Source organism: Stenotrophomonas sp. STEN021 (assembly GCF_056760175.1).
Genome location: NZ_JBRREH010000097.1, coordinates 1 through 17,318, shown reverse-complemented (window position 1 = coordinate 17,318; position 17,318 = coordinate 1). Strand labels below are relative to the sequence as shown.

General features: G+C 64.9%; 14 protein-coding genes. 4 read left to right on the top strand and 10 right to left on the bottom strand.

Annotation, left to right across the window (positions count from 1 at the left end):
• Positions 1-264: 264 nt before the first annotated feature.
• The 8 genes from ACVOL0_RS17615 to pyrE form a co-directional block, all read right to left on the bottom strand.
• Positions 265-975, bottom strand: coding sequence for a response regulator transcription factor (locus ACVOL0_RS17615; RefSeq protein ID WP_481550179.1), 711 nt, complete (start codon positions 973-975; stop codon positions 265-267).
• The gene (locus tag ACVOL0_RS17610; RefSeq protein ID WP_481550178.1) at positions 965-3,625 is read right to left on the bottom strand and encodes an ATP-binding protein; all 2,661 of its coding nucleotides are present in this window, start codon (positions 3,623-3,625) and stop codon (positions 965-967) included. The genes ACVOL0_RS17615 and ACVOL0_RS17610 overlap by 11 nt, the downstream gene beginning before the upstream one ends.
• A gap of 36 nt (positions 3,626-3,661) precedes the next feature.
• The gene (kdpC, locus tag ACVOL0_RS17605; RefSeq protein ID WP_481550177.1) at positions 3,662-4,270 is read right to left on the bottom strand and encodes a potassium-transporting ATPase subunit KdpC; all 609 of its coding nucleotides are present in this window, start codon (positions 4,268-4,270) and stop codon (positions 3,662-3,664) included.
• Complete coding sequence (gene kdpB / locus ACVOL0_RS17600; RefSeq protein WP_481550176.1) at positions 4,267-6,363, bottom strand: potassium-transporting ATPase subunit KdpB; 2,097 nt, start codon at positions 6,361-6,363, stop codon at positions 4,267-4,269. The genes kdpC and kdpB overlap by 4 nt, the downstream gene beginning before the upstream one ends.
• Before the next feature lie 8 nt (positions 6,364-6,371).
• Positions 6,372-8,090 (bottom strand): potassium-transporting ATPase subunit KdpA, encoded by a 1,719-nt coding sequence (kdpA, locus tag ACVOL0_RS17595; protein ID WP_481550175.1) that lies wholly within the window; start codon positions 8,088-8,090, stop codon positions 6,372-6,374.
• A gap of 11 nt (positions 8,091-8,101) precedes the next feature.
• Positions 8,102-8,194, bottom strand: a complete 93-nt coding sequence (locus ACVOL0_RS17590) for a potassium-transporting ATPase subunit F (protein ID WP_054660392.1) — start codon at positions 8,192-8,194, stop codon at positions 8,102-8,104.
• A 441-nt stretch (positions 8,195-8,635) separates the two neighbouring features.
• A complete protein-coding gene (locus ACVOL0_RS17585; protein WP_481550180.1) occupies positions 8,636-9,295 on the bottom strand; it encodes a hypothetical protein in 660 nt (219 codons plus the stop codon).
• 69 nt (positions 9,296-9,364) lie between these two features.
• On the bottom strand, positions 9,365-10,024 hold the full coding sequence (gene pyrE / locus ACVOL0_RS17580) for an orotate phosphoribosyltransferase (RefSeq protein WP_481508329.1): 660 nt from the start codon (positions 10,022-10,024) through the stop codon (positions 9,365-9,367).
• Positions 10,025-10,223: 199 nt separating this feature from the next.
• Here pyrE and ACVOL0_RS17575 point away from each other — a divergent pair, with 199 nt between their 5' ends.
• The 3 genes from ACVOL0_RS17575 (at position 10,224) to ACVOL0_RS17565 (ending at position 12,696) form a co-directional block, all read left to right on the top strand.
• On the top strand, positions 10,224-11,024 hold the full coding sequence (locus tag ACVOL0_RS17575) for an exodeoxyribonuclease III (RefSeq protein ID WP_481550174.1): 801 nt from the start codon (positions 10,224-10,226) through the stop codon (positions 11,022-11,024).
• Entirely contained in the window at positions 11,021-12,388 is a 1,368-nt protein-coding gene (locus ACVOL0_RS17570; protein ID WP_481550173.1) for an AmpG family muropeptide MFS transporter, read from the top strand. Before ACVOL0_RS17575 ends, ACVOL0_RS17570 begins: the two co-directional genes overlap by 4 nt.
• Positions 12,389-12,468: 80 nt before the next feature.
• Complete coding sequence (locus ACVOL0_RS17565) at positions 12,469-12,696, top strand: hypothetical protein (RefSeq protein WP_481550172.1); 228 nt, start codon at positions 12,469-12,471, stop codon at positions 12,694-12,696.
• 175 nt (positions 12,697-12,871) lie between these two features.
• Here the strand turns inward: ACVOL0_RS17565 and ACVOL0_RS17560 are convergent, their stop codons facing one another.
• Positions 12,872-13,996, bottom strand: coding sequence for an anhydro-N-acetylmuramic acid kinase (locus ACVOL0_RS17560; protein WP_481550171.1), 1,125 nt, complete (start codon positions 13,994-13,996; stop codon positions 12,872-12,874).
• 73 nt (positions 13,997-14,069) lie between these two features.
• Positions 14,070-15,527 (bottom strand): peptidoglycan DD-metalloendopeptidase family protein, encoded by a 1,458-nt coding sequence (locus ACVOL0_RS17555; protein ID WP_481550170.1) that lies wholly within the window; start codon positions 15,525-15,527, stop codon positions 14,070-14,072.
• A gap of 167 nt (positions 15,528-15,694) precedes the next feature.
• Between ACVOL0_RS17555 and tyrS the strand changes: the two genes are divergently transcribed.
• On the top strand, positions 15,695-16,909 hold the full coding sequence (tyrS, locus tag ACVOL0_RS17550; RefSeq protein WP_481550169.1) for a tyrosine--tRNA ligase: 1,215 nt from the start codon (positions 15,695-15,697) through the stop codon (positions 16,907-16,909).
• The last annotated feature ends 409 nt before the right edge of the window (positions 16,910-17,318 follow it).

Here is a 17,318-nt window from a genome sequence, read left to right as displayed (position 1 = left end):
ACGCCAAAGGGAGGGGGCGCATCGCGCGCTGACCATCAGACCGAAGCGCTGCCGCTTGTCTCCCTCCCTTTGGCGTAGCCAAGGGGAGGGCTGGGGAGGGGTTGCCTTTGCTTCTGCTTCTGCTTCCCCCGGCGCTGGCTTCTGGGAGCGGCGTCAGCCGCGAAGCCACTGCACCTTCAGCTTAGGGGTGGTTGCAATCGCCGATCGCTTGGCGGCTGTTGTTTCACCAGTTTCGCGGCTGACGCCGCTCCTACAAGCTGTCGCTCACGTTCCACCAAACCGCAAACCAACCCCCGGTTCGGTAAACAGATAGCGCGACTCCAGCGCCGAATCGCCAAGTTTGTGCCGCAACCGCCCCACCAGGATGCGCAGGTAGTGCGTGTCGTGCCGATGTGTGGGCCCCCAGATTTCCTGCAGGATCTGCGGCTGGGTCACCACCCGTCCGGCATTGCGCAGCAGCAAGGCCAGCAGTGCGTACTCTTTGCGGGTCAATGCGATGGCTTCGCCATCCACCCGCACATCGCGGCGCGACAGGTCGATATGCAGGCGGCCGTCGTCAAACACCGGTACCTGGCCTTCGCTGTCGGTGCTACGGCTGCGCAACAGTGCACGTACCCGTGCCATCAATTCCTGGGTGCCGAACGGCTTGGTCACGTAGTCATTGGCGCCGTTGTCCAAGGCGCGAACTTTCTCGGCTTCACCGGCACGCACGCTGAGCATGATCACCGGCACCTGGCTCCATTGCCGCAGCTCGGCCAGTACGTCGTGGCCTTCCATGTCGGGCAGGCCGATATCCAGCACCACCAGATCGGCGCCGTCCTCGGCCAGCCGCCGCAGGCCCTCGGCGCCGTTGGCAGCCTGGCTGACCGCATAGCCCTGCGCGCGCAGTGAAATATCCAGAAAGCGCCGGATCTGCACTTCGTCATCGACCACCAGCACGCGCGGTGGCGGAATGGCCGGCGTTTCAGCCGTCATCGCGCGGGCTCTCGGGGTGTGGCTGGAGCAGGGGCAGGGTCATGCGTATCAGCGTACCGCGTCCGTCGCGTCCCGGCAGCGCTTCGACGCTGCCGCCGTGCGCGCCGATCATGCCCTGGCAGATGGTCAGGCCCAGGCCGGTGCCTTGGCGGCCGCGGTCGCCGCGCTCCACGCTGTAGAACATGTCGAAAATGCGCGAGCGCTCGGCGTCGGGAATGCCGGGGCCGGCGTCGATCACCTCGATGCGCAGCTCGTTGGCCTGCTGGCGCGCACGCACTTCCACCGGCACGCCGGGCGGCGAGAACTTGGCAGCGTTCTCCATCACGTTGAACACCGCCTGCTCGACCAGTGCCGGATGCACCCAGATCGGTGCCAAGTCGGCAGGGATATCCAGCTGCAGGCGTACGCCCGGTTGGTAGCGCTGCAGGCGCCGCGCGGCCGAGCCGATCAGCTCGTCCACGCCGATCCAGTCGCGGTTGAGCTTGAGCCCGTCATGGCCGAGCCGGGTCATGTCCAACAGGTTCTGGATATAGCGGTCCAGCCGCTCGCCCTCGACCACGATGGTGTCGAGCAGGGCGCGGCGGTCGCTGGCATCCATTGCATCGGCGTAGTTGGACAGGCTGTCGGCCGAGCCGATCATCGCCGCCAGCGGCGAGCGCAGGTCGTGTGATACCGAGGACAGCAGCGCGGAGCGCAGGCGCTCGGTTTCGTTGTGCAGATGCGCGGTTTCCAAATCGGCGACCAGCCGCGTGCGCAATGCGGCCTGGGCGATGTCGTCGGCCATCGCTTCCACCAGCTGGCGCTGCTCCGGGGCCAGGCGTGGATGCTGATGGTCAAAGCGCAGGCCGGCCACACCGATTGCGTGCGCTTCGCCGTCGAGCAAGGGCAGGAACCACCAGCCGGCGCCGGCCAGCGTGTCGGTGAAGCGGCCGGCAGGTTGCCCATGCCGCAGCGCCCAATCGGCGGCAGCCAGATCGGTGTCGCCCGGTGCGGCTGTGCCGCTGGTGCTGGTGTCCTCACCCAGCCGCACCCACGCCGGCGCATCCAGCGCCTGCTCCAGAGCCACGCGGCCAGCATGCGCGACCTGGGCATTGTCAGTGGCGCCAACCAACTGCCGCCCCAGCGTCTGCCGCACATTGGCATGGCGATTGGCCGCGCGCAGCGCCACCACCTGCATGCGCAGGCGTGATGCCAAGCGGCCGGCAACCAGTGCGGCGGCGAGGAACAGGAAGACGGTGATCACGCCTTGCCGCGCGCTGATCGCAAAGGTGAAGCGCGGTGCGATGAAGAAGAAGTTGTAGGCCAGGAAGCACAGCGTCGCCGCCAGCACCGCCGCACTCATGCGGGTGCGCGCGGCAACCAACACCACCGCGACGATGAACACCATTGCCAGGTCGCTCAAGCCGATCCAGTGCTCGCCCAGCCACGCCGCCAGGCAGGCACCGACGGTGGCCAATACTGCCGTCATCGCATCCTTGCCCCAGCTGTCCGGCGCAAGCGACAAGCCGAAGCGACGCGCGTTGGCGCGTGCCTGCGGCGTGCTGATGATGGTGATCTCGTAGTGTGCGCCGCGCTGGATCAACTGCTGGGTCAGGGTCTGGTTGAACAGTCGTGCCAGTGGCCGTTCGCGGGTACGGCCCAGCACCAGTGACGACACCGCGTTGTGCGCGGCGTAATCAAGCAGCGCATCGGCGATGCCCGGCCCATGCAGCAATTCGGCATCACCGCCCAGGCGCCGTGCCAGCGCAAACGCATCGTCGATTTCGCGACGGGTAGCTTCGTCATGGCGACGATGCTGCACGGTGACCACCGTCCACGGCGCATCGCGGCGCTCGGCGATGCGCCGCGCCACCCGCACCAGGTATTCGCTCTGGCCGCCGCCGTCGATGGCGACCACAACGCGGCGGCGCAGCGGCAGATTGCCTTCGCCGCGCGCGGCGCGGGTTTCGCGCAGGCTGCTGTCGACGCGGTCGGCGGCTTCCTGCATCGCCAGTTCGCGCAGGGCGGTGAGGTTGGCCGGCGAGAAGAAAGCCTGCAGTGCCTGCGCGGCCTGTTCCGGCACGTAGACCTTGCCTTGCTGCAGGCGTTCGATCAGCTCACGCGGTGGCAGGTCGACCAGCACGATGTCGTGCAGGCGATCGAACACCACGTCGGGCACGGTCTCGCTGACGCGCACACCGGTGATGCGCATCACCACATCGTTGAGGCTCTCCAGGTGCTGGATGTTGATCGTGGTCCACACGTCGATACCGGCATCGAGCAGTTCCATCACATCCTGCCAGCGCCGCTCGTGACGACTACCCGGAGCGTTGCGATGGGCCAGCTCATCGACCAGCACCAGTGCCGGCTTGCGTGCCAGCACCGCATCCAGATCCATTTCCTGCAACTGATGGCCGTGGTACTCCAGCGCGCACATTGCAATGCGCGGCAGGCCGTCGAGCAGGGCGGCGGTATCGCTGCGGCCGTGGGTTTCAACCACGGCCGCCATTACATCCACCCCGCGCCGCAGTTGTTCCTGGGCGCGGGTGAGCATGCTGAAGGTCTTGCCCACGCCCGGCGCGGCGCCGAGGAAGACGGTCAGCTTGCCGCCAGCGTCGCGTTGCAGGGCCTCGGCCAAGGCATCGGCCTGGCGGCTACGGGAGTCGTTCATGGCCGTGATTGTGCGCTGCTGCAGGTGCACCCCGCATCAGGGTGCATGCCTGGCCTGGTCCAAGGCCCGGTTGAGGGCAATCACGTTGATGCGTGGCTGCCCGAACACGCCCCATTGGCGGTCCTGCAGCTGCGCATCAACCAGTGCCTGCACCTGTGCCGGTTGCAGGCCACGTGCAGCGGCCACCCGCGCCACCTGTACCTGTACCGCCGCCGGGGACAGGTCCGGGTCCAGTCCACTGGCCGACTGCGTGATCAGATCGCCCGGCACCTTGGCCGGATCGATCTTTTCGCGCGCGGCAACTGCAGCAGTGGCTTCGCTGACGCGTTTGACCAGGTCCGGGTTGCTGCGCGCCATATTGCTGCCGGCCGCGGCCATAGGATCGTAGTTGGCAGCCGAAGGACGGCTCTGGAAATAACCATCGCCAGTGAACGGCTGCGCCAGATACAGCGAGCCGCGCACCTGTCCATCGGCATCGCGGATCAGGCTGCCATCGGCCTGTGCCGGAAACAGCGAGCCGGAGATGCCGGTCGCCAGCACTGCATAGACCAGACCGGTGCCAAACAGGCCGAACAGTGACAGACCAATGGCCGGCCGCCACAGCGGGTTGCCGGCACGACGGGGAGAAGCATTGGAGGTGTTCATGCGCCAACTACCAGAGCAAGAAGGAGGTCAATGGCCTTGATGGCCGCAAACGGCAGCAGTACGCCGCCCAGGCCGTACACCAGCATGTTCCGCCGCAGCAACGCGGTGGCAGTAGCCGGACGGAAGCGCACGCCGCGCAGGGCCAGCGGAATCAGGGCCGGAATCACCAGCGCGTTGAAGATCAGCGCTGCCAGCACGGCATTGCGCGGGCTCGACAGCTGCATCACGTTCAAGGCTGCCATCGACGGGATGCTGGCAGCGAACAGTGCCGGCAGGATCGCAAAGTACTTGGAGACGTCGTTGGCCAGCGAGAAGGTGGTCAGCGCACCGCGGGTAATCAGCTGCTGCTTGCCAACTTCCACTACCGACAGCAGCTTGGCCGGATCCGAATCCAGATCGACCATGTTGCCGGCTTCCTTGGCCGCCTGCGTGCCGGAATTCATCGCCAGGCCAATATCGGCCTGGGCAAGAGCCGGCGCGTCGTTGGTGCCGTCGCCGACCATTGCCACCAGTCGGCCACCGGCCTGCTCGGCACGGATGCGTGCCAGTTTGTCTTCCGGTCGAGCCTGCGCGATGTAGTCGTCGACACCTGCTTCGGCGGCGATGGCGGCGGCGGTGAGCGGGTTGTCGCCAGTGATCATCACCGTGCGGATACCCATCGCCCGCAGCTGTGCGAACTTCTCGCGCATGCCGTGCTTGACCACGTCGGCCAGCTCCACCACGCCGAGTACATGCTTTCCTTCGCTGACCACCAGCGGCGTGGCGCCGCCACGGGCAACCTGATCCACCCGCGCCTGTAGCTCGTTCGGCACGCTGCCGCCCAGTGCCAGTACATGCGCGGTGATGGCATCGGCAGCGCCCTTGCGGATGCTGCGGCCGTTGTCCAGGTCGACGCCGGACATGCGGGTTTGCGCGGTAAACGCCAGATAATTTAGGACCCCGCACATGGATGTGCGGGCTTTTGCGGAGGGATCCGCATGAACGTGGTCGGGCTCGGCGGTGGTGCAACCCTGCTGGCGGGCCAGACGCACGATGGATTTGCCTTCCGGGGTCGGGTCGGCCAGCGACGACAGCAGCGAGGCTTCACGCAGCTGTGCAGCGTCGATACCGGCCAGTGGATGGAAATGGGTGGCCTGGCGGTCGCCGTAGGTGATGGTGCCGGTCTTGTCCAGCAACAGCACGTCGACGTCGCCGGCCACTTCCACGGCCTTGCCGGATTTGGCCAGCACATTGGCCGACAGCGCACGGTTCATGCCGGCGATGCCGATGGCCGGCAGCAGGCCGCCGATTGTGGTCGGGATCAGGCATACCAGCAGGGCGATCAACAGCAGTGGATCGACTGTGACGCCGACAAAGCCTGCAATCGCCGGCAGCGTTGCCACTACCACCAGGAAGGTCAGCGACATCGCCGCCAGCAACAGGGTCAGCGCAATCTCGTTGGGCGTCTTCTGCCGGTTGGCACCTTCCACCAGCGCGATCATGCGGTCGAGGAAGCTGTGGCCCGGTTCGGCACTGACCCGCACGACGATCTCGTCGGACAGCACCTTGGTGCCGCCGATCACGCCGGAGCGGTCGGTGTCGGCTTCGCGCAGTACCGGTGCCGATTCGCCGGTGACTGCCGCTTCGTTGATGGTGGCCAGGCCGCGCACGATCTCGCCATCGGCCGGCACGAACTCGCCGGCACTGACGATCACATACTCACCCGGGCGCAGCTCGGCAGCGGGGACGCGGCTTTCGGCAGCACCCTGCAACGGCGTGGAAACACGCCGTGCGACCAGGTCCTGGCGTGCACGTCGCAGGGACGCGGCCTGGCCACGGCCACGTGCCTCGGCCACGGCTTCGGCAAAATTGCCGAACAACACCGTCACCAGCAGGATCGCGGTAACGGCCAGGCCGAAGCCCATCGGCGCATTGCCGCTGAGGGTGACGATCAGCGCCAGCACGGTGCCGACCATCACCACCGCCATCACCGGGTTGTGCAGCAGATGCAGCGGTGAGAGCTTGCGGACCGAGTCGATCAACGCACGGCGCAGGCCGGCCGCATCGAGCAGGGCGGGGCGGCGCGATGCCGCAGGAGAAGCGGAGCGGTTCATGGGGGCGTTCACGGTGAGGAAACTCCCTGCAGGGCCAGCAGGCTCAGGTGTTCGGCCACCGGGCCAAGCACCAATGCCGGCAGGAACTGCAGCACGGTAAGGACGATGACCACGCAGATAAGCGTCAATGCGAAGGTCGGGGTTTCAATCTGCAGGCTGCCGGCGCTTTGCGGCACCTGCCGTTTGGCGGCCAGCTGGGTGGCGATGATCAGCGGGATGATCAGGATTGGGAAACGGCCCAATACCAACACCAGCGCACAGCTCAGGTTCCACCACAAGGTGCTGTCAGCCAGTCCTTCAAAGCCCGAGCCGTTGTTGGCATAGGCCGAGGTGAACTCGTAGAACACCTGGCTGATGCCGTGGAAGCCGGGGTTGGAGGTGCCAGCCAGGCCGGGGATGGCCAGGGTCAGTGCGGTCAGCCCGAGCAGGGTGATCGGTTGCAGCAATACCAGCACCGCGAGCAGGCGCACCTGCGGCGTTTCCAGCTTGCGGCCGAGCAGCTCGGGCGTACGTCCGGTCATCAGGCCGGCCAGGAATACCGCCATCATCAGATAGACCAGGAACTGCTGGATACCGCAGCCGATACCGCCCCAGATCGCGCTGATCAGCATGTTGACCATGGGCATCATGCCGCCCAGCGGGCTCAGCGAATCATGCATGCCGTTGACCGAGCCGTTCTGCACCTGGGTGGTGATGGACGACCACAGCGCCGTGCCATCGGCGCCGAAGCGTGCCTCCTTGCCCTCCATCAACAAGGCACTGGCGGCGCTGGCGCTATGGCCTTCCAACCACAGGCTGGCACTGGTGGTGATGACCGACATGGTCAGCATGCAGCCGAATACCAGTGCACCGAAACGACGCCGGCCAGTGAAGGCACCAAGCATGCAGATGATGGCCATCGGGATCAGCAGGATGCCGATCAACTCCAAGGCATTGGACAGCGGGGTCGGGTTTTCCAGCGGGAAGGCGCTGTTGGGGCCATACCAGCCGCCGCCGTTGGCACCCAGTTGCTTGGCCGCGACCATCGCCGCGACCGGGCCGAGCGGTATCTTCTGCGTTTCCATGCCGGCGCTGGCGTCGATCGGTGTCGCCTGCGGGCCACCCGCCAGCGTGGAAGGCACGCCCTGCCAGTTCAGCAGCAGTGTCCATACCAGGCACAGCGGCAGCAGGAAGCGCAGGCACAGGCGCACCACGTCGGCGTAGTAGTTGCCCACGGTGACGCGCACCGGTGTACTACCGGTGTCGCCTGTCGTCGGCTTCATGAACAAGGCACGCAGTGTTGCCACTGCAAGCGCCAGGCCCATCATCGGGGTGATCACCTGCAGGCCGGTGATACCGGTCATCTGCGAGAAGTAGGACAGCTGCGCCTGGCCGCTGTAGTGCTGCTGGTTGGTGTTGGTCAGGAACGACACCATGGTGTGCAGCGCGGTGTCCCAGCGCATGTTGGGGATGTTGTCCGGGTTCAACGGCAACCAGGCCTGGGTCATGAACACTGCCTGGGTCAGCACCGCCAGCACCAGGTTGCTGATCAGGAACGCGACCACATAGCCACGCCAGGACATGGAGTGCTTGGGATCAACGCCGAGCACGCGGTACAGCGGCTTTTCGATCCAGTTGAAGAGGATGTCGATACGCATCGGCGTACCGCGCATCAGTCGCGCCAGGTACAGGCCGAGTGGCCAGGCCAGCGCCAGGCTGGCCAGAATGAGGATGATGGCTTCAGTCACGACGGCACTCCTCAGAACGATTCGGGTCGAAGGACCGCGTACAACAGGTAGGCAGCGGCGATCAGCACCACTACGCCGCACAACAGAGCAAGCCAGCCGGGCATGGAAACCTCGAATCATGATCAGGACGCGACCGGGGCTGCCGGAGTACGCGTCGGTGGACGGGTAGGGCGGCAGGCAGGCGCGAACGACAAGTCTGATCACCCCGATCAGGCCGCTATCGTCCGCCTGGGAGGCGTAAATGATCGACGCTGTTGGGGCGGGGCAGGCGTAAAAGGCGCGTAAAAAGTGGGGTTTGGGGTGGGGCGGCTGACGGCGCGACCGCCCAAACTGAAGCCAGAGCCGAGGCCAGGGCGAAGCCCCTCATCCGCCGCTGCGGGGCAACTTCTCCCGCAGGCGGGAGAAGGTGCCCCGTAGGGCCGGATGAGGGGGAAGCTTTTGACTGAAAGCCATAAAAAAAGCGGCCCGAAGGCCGCTTTCATTCGCAATCCGACAATGTATCGGGAGAGCTCTGCCGAGCATGGCTCGGCACTACCGCCTACCGCTCAGCCCTTGGCAGGCTCTGTACCAGCAGCCGGTGCGGCCGCTGCCGCTGCGGCATCAACCGGCGCGGGAATCCCCTTCAGCTCGCGATACCGCGCCAGGCTCTCGGCGATCTCAACTTCCAGCGCCTGCCGCTGCTGCTCGAACGCGGTCTGCAGACGCAGCTGCGCCAGCAGCTCGTTGTGGCGCTGGCGGATCTCGCCGGCCTGCTTGTCAGGCACCTTCTGCCCGGCAAGCTCCTTGTTGCCAGCGGCGGTGAGCTGGGCTGCCAAGGACCCCCGCAGGCTGGTCACGTTGAAAATCGCTGTCTTGACGTTGTTGTCGACAATCGCCGTGCGTTCACTGAACACACGGCGCAGATCATCTTCCGTGGCGTAAGTGGACAACATCGCCTGCTCGGTACGCTTGCGCGTATCCGCTGCTGCTGCATCCACTTCCTGCTGGGCCTGCGCCAAGGCCGCATCAGCGCGCTCTTCGGCGGTGAGCGCGCGCTGCACATCCGCTCCGCGTGTGCCGCTGCGTGCGTTGAATTCCTCACGCGCCTTGTTCACCGCTTCCGGTGGCAAGGTGTCCGAGCAGATGCGCTTGCCGCCTTCATCCCAGCAATACAGCTTCTTGCCGGGATCGGCTGGCTTGTTCTGCGCCAGCGCCGGCAGTGCCAGTGCAGCCAGCATCAGCACCAACGTCGCGGCGGTTTTGGACGGATTCGGCACCATGGCAGCCCCCTGCTATCAGCCTGTCGGATTGCTCCCGTAGCGGCCACGGTAGGCCAGCAACGGTTCGCGATAGCCAACAAGTTCCGGGTTCCCGGACGCGAATGCAAGCAGATCGGCCAGATTGGCGACGGCAATCACCGGAATACCGGTTTCGGCCGACACGGCCTGTGCGGCGGAACGGCGGTCCTCTTCCGAGGCAATCTCCTGGCGATCCAGCGCCACCACGATGCCGGCCGGGATGCCCTTGGCTTCGCGGATGATGGCCAGGGCCTCGCGGATGGCGGTGCCGGCAGTGATCACGTCATCGACGATCAGGATGCGCTTGCCGGCCATGTCGGCGCCGATCAGGGTGCCGCCTTCGCCGTGGTCCTTGGCTTCCTTGCGGTTGAAGGTCAACGGCAGGTTGCGACCGCGGTGCGAGAACTCGCAGGCAATCGAGGTAGCCAGCGGGATGCCCTTGTAGGCCGGGCCGAACAGCTGGTCGAAGGCAATACCGGCGGCGTCGATGGCGTCGGCGTAGCAGTTGCCCAGCTGGGCCAGCGCCAGGCCGGTGTCAAAACGGCCAGCGTTGAAGAAATACGGGCTTACCCGGCCAGACTTCAGGGTGAACTGGCCAAAACGCAGCGCGTCGGCATTCAACGCCAGCTGCAGGAAACGGGAACGGTGGTCACTCATGTAAATACGCTGTCTTATCGTCTATTGAGGCTCCTAGGGTAAAGCATGGCCCTTGCAATTGCTGCGCTGCGGGTCCGGGCAAGGGGGGCCTGCAGCGAACCGGGCTGCTGTCCGGGGAAAGCCGAGGCCCGGTTTGCCGGCCGCCCCGGTCCGGGCGGTATGCTGTGCCGGTCTTGAGCTTTCCCAACAGCGGTCCTTCATGCGTATTACCAGCTTCAATGCCAACGGCATCCGTTCGGCCACCACCAAGGGCTTCAACGAGTGGTTTCTGGCCCAGCAGGCCGACGTGCTCTGCGTCCAGGAGACCAAGGCGCAGGAGTCGCAGCTGACCGACGCGCTGTTCCGCCCCGACGGCCACCACTGCTTCTACCGCGACGCCATCACCAAGAAGGGCTATAGCGGGGTGGCGATCTGGAGCCGGCGCGAGCCCGATGAAGTGCGTACCTCGCTGGGCTGGGCACCGTTCGACGACGAAGGTCGTTATATCGAGGCGCGCTTTGGCAACCTCAGCGTGGTTTCCTTCTACATTCCGTCCGGCTCCTCGGGTGAGCTGCGCCAGGGCTTCAAGTTCGAGGTGATGGAGTGGCTGAAGCCGATCCTGGACGAGTGGCTGGCCAGTGGTCGCGATTACGTGCTGTGCGGTGACTGGAACATCGTGCGCAGCGCGCTGGACATCAAGAACTGGAAGTCCAACCAGAAGAACTCCGGCTGCCTGCCGGAAGAACGCGACTGGATGAACGGCTTCTGCGCCGACCAGGCCGAGCTTACCGACGCCGCCAACGGCCGCGGCTGGGTCGACGCCTACCGCGCGCTGCACCCTGAAGGCCAGGACTACACCTGGTGGAGCAACCGCGGCGCGGCCCGCGCCAACAATGTCGGTTGGCGCATCGACTACCAGTTCGTCACCCCGGGCCTGCGTGATCGTCTGCGCAACTGCTCGATCTACACCGGCCAGCGCTTCTCCGACCACGCCCCGTTCACCGTGGACTATGACCTGTGAGTGAGCCTGCCAAGCCCCAGCGCCCCTGGCAGCGGGTGTTGTCCAATTTGAGCCAGCGCAAGGTGCTGGCGATGTTGTTGTTGGGTTTCAGCTCCGGCCTGCCGCTGTACCTGGTGGGCAACACGCTGGGCTTCTGGATGCGCAAAGAAGGCATACAGTTGGATGCCATCGGCTTCCTGTCCTGGGTCGGCCTGGCGTATTCGCTGAAGTTCCTGTGGGCGCCCATTGTCGATAAGACCAATGCGCCGCTGTTTGGCTGGTTGGGGCGCAGGCGCGGTTGGATGTTGCTGTCGCAGCTGATCGTGGTTGCCGGGCTGGTCGGCATGGGCTTGATCCAGCCCAAGGGCGGCCAGATCACCTTCCTCGGTGTCGCCTGGGAGCACATCGTGGTGTTCGGGGTGATGGCAGTCATCGTCGCTTTCGCCTCGGCGACCCAGGACATTGTCATCGATGCCTGGCGCATCGAGTCGGCTGACAACGGCGAACAGCTTGGCCTGCTCACGTCCTCATCGGCATTGGGTTATCGCTCGGCTTTGCTGGTAACCGACGCGTTGATCCTGCTGATTGCAGCCAAGGTGGGCTGGCAGGTTTCCTACGAAATCATGGCCGGCTTGATGGCGGTAGGTATCGTCGCCGTGTTCATGGCTCGCGAACCGTTGCCTGCGCAGCTGGCAGTGGCGAAGCAGTCCGCACCGTTGTGGACGCCGCGCGGTTTGTTCGATGCCGTGATTGGTCCATTCGTCGCCTTCGTGCGTGAGCACCGCAGTGGCGCACTGCTGATTCTTGCGGCGATCAGCTTCTACCGTCTGGCCGATTTCGTGATGGGCCCGATGGCCAATCCTTTCTATGTCGATCTCGGCTTGAGCGAGGAAACCGTCGGTGCTGTGCGCGGCTCGATTGGTCTGGTCGCGACTTTCGTGGGCATCGCCGCCGCCGGTGTAGTGGCATTGCGCTGGGGCATGCTGGTGGCCTTGGTGGTCGGCGCCGTGTTAGGCCCATGTTCGAATCTGGCATTTGCGTGGCTGGCCTATTCGGGCCCGGACATCACCCATTTCGCCATCGCCATGGCGATCGACAACTTTGCCAGTGGATTTGCCGGTACCGCGCTGATCGCCTATATGTCCAGCCTGACCAGCCTTGGCTACACCGCGACCCAGTACGCCTTGTTGAGCTCGTTCTACGCCATGCCGGGTAAGGCTCTGAAGGGATTTTCGGGATGGTCGGTACAGGCCCTGGCCCAGGGGCGCAGCTTGTTGGAAGGCTACGCGCTGTTCTTCATTGGTACGGCTCTGGTGGCGATCCCGGTCGTGATCCTGTGCTTGTTGCTGATCCTGCATCAGCGCCGGCTTGCCCGCACCATGTAAACCGGTTGCCTGCATCTGTCTGCTGCGGGATGATCGCCCCCGACGCGCCGAGGGGGCGGCCTTGCTACGAGGAAGGGAGCATGGCAGATGTTGTGTTGCGGGATATCGACCCGCTGCTGATGGAACGTATCCGCCGCCTGTCGGTGGCGCGCGGCTGGACCCGCGAGGAAACCTGCCTGGCCCTGCTTGAGCAAGGTTTGTTCACCAGCGAACACCATGTACGTGGCGGCTTCGAGAGCCCTGAAGTGGACGTGCTGTCCGAGGCCATCAAAGCCCTGCAGGCGCTACCGATCGGCAGCGACATCTAAGCCACCTGTAGAGCCGAGCCGTGCTCGGCTGGAGCGGTTTGTAGGAGCGGCGTTAGCCGCGAAGCCACTGGTCGAGCCGGTGGCGAAAATGCCTGGCAATCCGGGCATTGGGTATGCACGTCGCGTGGACGCAGGGTCAGCTTCGCGGCGTAAGCCGCTACTAAAACCCAAGGGCTCACGCCAAATGAATCGCGCCCAGAATCCTCGGCCCGCGTGCTCCGCTGACGCTGGGCAGATTGCTCGGGCGACCGGCCAGGGTTTCCTGCGCCAACCATGCAAACCCCATTGCCTCCATGTAATCCGGATCCAGCCCATGGATGGCACTGGACTCGACGGACACACCCGGTAGCCGCACCTGCAGCCTCAACAACAGCTGCGGATTACGCACACCACCACCGCAGACCAGCACCCGCCGCGCAGCGGGCAGCTCTGCCAGCAGTGCGTTGGCCACCGTGGCGACCGTCAGTTCCAGCAGCGTGGCCTGCACATCCGCAGGTGCCAACGCATTCACGCCCAGCTGCGCCCCCACCCACTCAAGATGGAACTGCTCGCGGCCGGTACTTTTTGGCGGCGGCAAGGCAAACCAAGGCTCGGCCAGCAGCCGACCCAACAAGGCTTCATCCACGCGGCCACTGGCAGCAAACGCGCCATCGGCATCGAACGCATGACCAAGATGGCGCTGGCACCAGCCATCCAGCAACGCATTGGCCGGGCCGGTATCGAAACCGCGGATGCTGCCGTCGCGGGCAATCAGGCTCAGGTTGGCAATGCCACCGAGGTTGAGCACCGCGCGATCTTCATCGGCGCTGCCCAGCATCGCCAGATGAAAGGCTGGCATCAGCGGCGCGCCATGCCCACCAGCAGCCACGTCGCGGCGGCGGAAGTCGGCAACGGTGGTGATGCCGGTCAGCTCGGCAATACGGTTGGCATCGCCGATCTGCCAGGTGAAGGCCGGAGTGCTCAGCGGCCGGTGCCGGATGGTCTGGCCGTGCGAGCCGATCGCCTGCACCTGCGCGCGCTGTACCCCGGCATCTTCCAGCAGCTGATTGGCGGCAGCGGCGAAGGCGATGCCAACGCTGGCATCCAGCTGCCCCAGCGCATCCATCGATACGGGCTCGCCACCTTGGCCCAGCGCGATCAAGGCATCGCGGGTCGCGTCATCCCAGGCATGCGTGTAACCGTGCACGAAGCGGCAGCCGCCGCTCTGCGGAAACTGCACCAGCGCCGCATCGATGCCGTCGGCACTGGTGCCGGACATCAGGCCAAGAAACAACGGCAGCTGTGGATCAACAGAAGTCATGGCGGTCGCTGAAAAGAAACGGGCAGGGAAGCTTCAAGCTCCCTGCCCGTATCGTCAACGGTATGGCGCTGGCTCAGCCGCGCTTGCCACCGGTTGCCGGTGCGGCAGCGGCTGTCTGCGTTGCCGCCGGCTTCCTGCTGTCGCCAGCATCGGCGTAGATCAGTTCTTCCATGCCCTGGATGCGCGCCATCGCCGGTGCGGTCTGCGCGCGGAAGGCGGCCAGATCGGCGCCCTGCAGCGGCTGCGGCGGCGGCATCGTCACCGACAGCGGGTTGCGGTGCACGCCGTTGACGCGGAATTCGTAGTGCAGGTGGGGGCCCGTCGACATGCCGGTGGAGCCCACGTAGCCGATCACCTGGCCCTGGTTCACGCGCTGGCCGGCGCGGTACGGCCCAAGCCGCGACATATGCCCGTACAGCGTGGTGTGGCCGCTGCCATGGTCGAGGATCACCACGTTGCCATAGCCGCGCTGGGTGCCGGCGAACTGTACGCGGGCATCGCCGGCGGCCATGATCGGGGTGCCGGTGCGTGCGGCGTAGTCCACGCCCTTGTGGGTGCGCATGGTGCCGAGAATGGGGTGGCGGCGGGTGCCGAAATTCGAGCTCAGGCGGGCGAACTGGATCGGTGAGCGGATGAAGCTCTTCTTCAACGAGCGACCATTGAGGTCGAAATACTCTTCCTTGCCGCCGCGATCAAAGCGAAAGCCGGTATAGGTCTTGCCGCCGGTCTGGAAGGTTGCTGCCAGGATCTTGCTGGTATCGATGCGCTCGCCTTCGCGCCAGGTCTCGTCCATCACCACACTGAAACGGTCGCCCGGCTGCAGGTCCTTGGAGAAGTCGATGTCGTACTTGAAGATTTCATCGGTCATCGTGGCGATGGCCGAGGGTGACAGGCCGGCCTTGCGGGCGGCGTTGTACAGCGAACTGGTGATTTCCCCGCTGGCCACCACGGTGCGGGTGCTGGTTGCACGCTCGCTGACTTTTTCGCGGATCTGCTCGCCCTGAAGGCTCAGCTCCACGCGGTGGCTGGCATCGCGGTCGAAGCGGATCGTGCGCAACGTGCCATTTACCGGCAGGTCGAAGGCGATTTCCGCGCCGGGACGCAGCTTGGTCAACACCTCGCGGGTGCCCGGATGGTCAAGCACCTTCTGCATGGTGGTCGCCGGTACCCCGGCGGCTTCGAACAGATCACTCAGGGTCTGGCCGCGTTCCACCCGCTGGATCTGCCAGCTGTCGCCCGGGGTTTCACCGCGCCGCGCCAGCGACAATGGCGGCAGTGGCAGGGCCAGCGTGGAATGCGACGACGGCAGGTTGCTGTCGATGGAATTGGAGAAACCGGGGACGATCGTGGCCGCCAGTGCACCGATGGTGACGAACAGGCTGGCATGGATCCAGTGCCGCCGGTTCCAGCGTTCGTTGAACGCGGCGGGCAGATGTTCCTTCAACTTCCGATGCAGGGCGTTGTCGTGCAGGACGTGGAGTCTTTCCTGGAAGCGCTGTTTGCGCGCGGAGCCATGATCGGGTTGGGACATCGGTCGGTTCTCTGGTCGACCCGGATCGCGGGCCCAAACGCAGGTAACATAGACACGTATCAATACCGCGTCAAACCATTGAGCCGCATGGCTTTTCGATCGGTTAACGTGGTTAACTTGTACTTAACACCATTCATGTTTTTGACTGCGAAGTCGGGAGTTTTAGCGTGTCCTCGATTGATGAAGCCCTTGCCCTGATCGGTCGTGGAGCCGACGAAATCCTCAAAGTGGAAGAACTGCGCCAGCGTCTGGAAAGCGGCCGCCCACTGCGCGTGAAGGCCGGCTTCGACCCCACCGCCCCCGACCTGCACCTGGGCCATACCGTATTGCTGAACAAGCTGCGGCAATTCCAGGACCTGGGCCATCAGGTCATTTTCCTGATCGGCGACTTCACCGGCATGATCGGCGACCCGTCCGGCAAGAGCCTGACCCGCAAGCCGCTCAGCAAGGAAGACGTGCTGGCCAATGCGCGCACCTATGAAGAGCAGGTGTTCAAGGTGCTGGACCGCGAGAAGACCGAAGTCCGCTTCAATTCCGAGTGGTTCGGCAAGATGACGGCAGCCGACATGATCCGCCTGGCCGGCCAGCACACCGTCGCCCGCATGCTCGAGCGCGATGACTTCGCCAAGCGCTACGCCGCCCAGCAGTCCATCGCCATCCACGAATTCCTCTACCCGCTGGTGCAGGGCTACGACTCGGTGGCATTGGAAGCCGACGTTGAGCTCGGCGGCACCGACCAGAAGTTCAACCTGCTGATGGGCCGTGGCCTGCAGGAGCATCACGGCCAGAAGGCCCAGATCGTGCTGACCATGCCGCTGCTGGAAGGCCTGGATGGCGTCAACAAGATGTCCAAGTCGCTGAACAACTACATTGGCATCAGCGAGCCGGCCATCGACATGGTCACCAAGACCATGAAGGTGGACGACACCTTGATGTGGCGCTGGATCGACCTGCTCAGCTTCGACATTTCCATTGACGAGGCCAAGCAGCTGCGTGCCGACGTCGAGGCTGGCACCATCAACCCGCGCGAGATCAAGTTGCGCCTGGCGCGTGAGCTGACCACCCGCTTCCATGACGCCGCTGCCGCCGAGCAGGCGATTGCCGGCTGGAATGCCGCAGTAACCGGGCAGGGCGACATCACCCAACTGCCGCTGCAGGAAGTTGCGGTACCGGCCGAAGGCCTGCGTATCGGCGCCCTGCTGACCGCTGCGGGCCTGACCCCGAGCAACTCCGAAGCGTCACGCAAGCTCAAGGAGCGTGCGGTGAAGGTGGGCGGCGAAGTAGTCGAAGACGCCCAGACCGTACTGCAGCCCGGCTTCGAGGGCCTGCTGCAGGTTGGCAAGCGCACCTTCGCCCGCGTCCTGCTGGTGGCAAGCACCTGATGCCTGAAGCCCCTCTCCCTCCGGGAGAGGGGTTGGGGAGAGGGTAGGGCGAAGCGTCGCTGTGTAAGTAGCGCGGCACGCTCAATCAGCTCAACAGGAAGGCCGTGCTTCCGCACACTAATAAGGTGCAAGCAAGGCACTCCCAGCTTCTCCAGCGGCCCAATGAACGAAAGTTGGAAAAAACCTCCAACACCCCCTTCACAAACCCCGCAAAGAAGCACATACTTCACCTCCCCCGACGCAGGGGCCTCGCAAGAGGCGCCAGCAGAAGGAAAGCTTGAAGTCACCGCCTCGGTTGAGGTGTTGACGAAGCAGAAAAGCCACCATATAATGGGCGGCTCGCTACGACGGAAACGTCGCAGCCTACGAAGAAGGCGCTGAGGCCCGATTCGAAGTTCTTTGAAAGTAT

Excerpts from the sequence above, each read along its gene's own strand:
- ACVOL0_RS17560 (WP_481550171.1), bottom strand. The coding sequence starts at position 13,996 with ATGACTTCTGTTGATCCACAGCTGCCGTTGTTTCTTGGCCTGATGTCC.
- kdpB (WP_481550176.1), bottom strand. The coding sequence starts at position 6,363 with ATGAACCGCTCCGCTTCTCCTGCGGCATCGCGCCGCCCCGCCCTGCTC.
- ACVOL0_RS17565 (WP_481550172.1), top strand. The coding sequence starts at position 12,469 with ATGGCAGATGTTGTGTTGCGGGATATCGACCCGCTGCTGATGGAACGT.
- ACVOL0_RS17610 (WP_481550178.1), bottom strand. The coding sequence starts at position 3,625 with ATGAACGACTCCCGTAGCCGCCAGGCCGATGCCTTGGCCGAGGCCCTG.
- kdpC (WP_481550177.1), bottom strand. The coding sequence starts at position 4,270 with ATGAACACCTCCAATGCTTCTCCCCGTCGTGCCGGCAACCCGCTGTGG.
- ACVOL0_RS17590 (WP_054660392.1), bottom strand. The coding sequence starts at position 8,194 with ATGCCCGGCTGGCTTGCTCTGTTGTGCGGCGTAGTGGTGCTGATCGCC.
- ACVOL0_RS17555 (WP_481550170.1), bottom strand. The coding sequence starts at position 15,527 with ATGTCCCAACCCGATCATGGCTCCGCGCGCAAACAGCGCTTCCAGGAA.
- ACVOL0_RS17615 (WP_481550179.1), bottom strand. The coding sequence starts at position 975 with ATGACGGCTGAAACGCCGGCCATTCCGCCACCGCGCGTGCTGGTGGTC.
- pyrE (WP_481508329.1), bottom strand. The coding sequence starts at position 10,024 with ATGAGTGACCACCGTTCCCGTTTCCTGCAGCTGGCGTTGAATGCCGAC.
- ACVOL0_RS17575 (WP_481550174.1), top strand. The coding sequence starts at position 10,224 with ATGCGTATTACCAGCTTCAATGCCAACGGCATCCGTTCGGCCACCACC.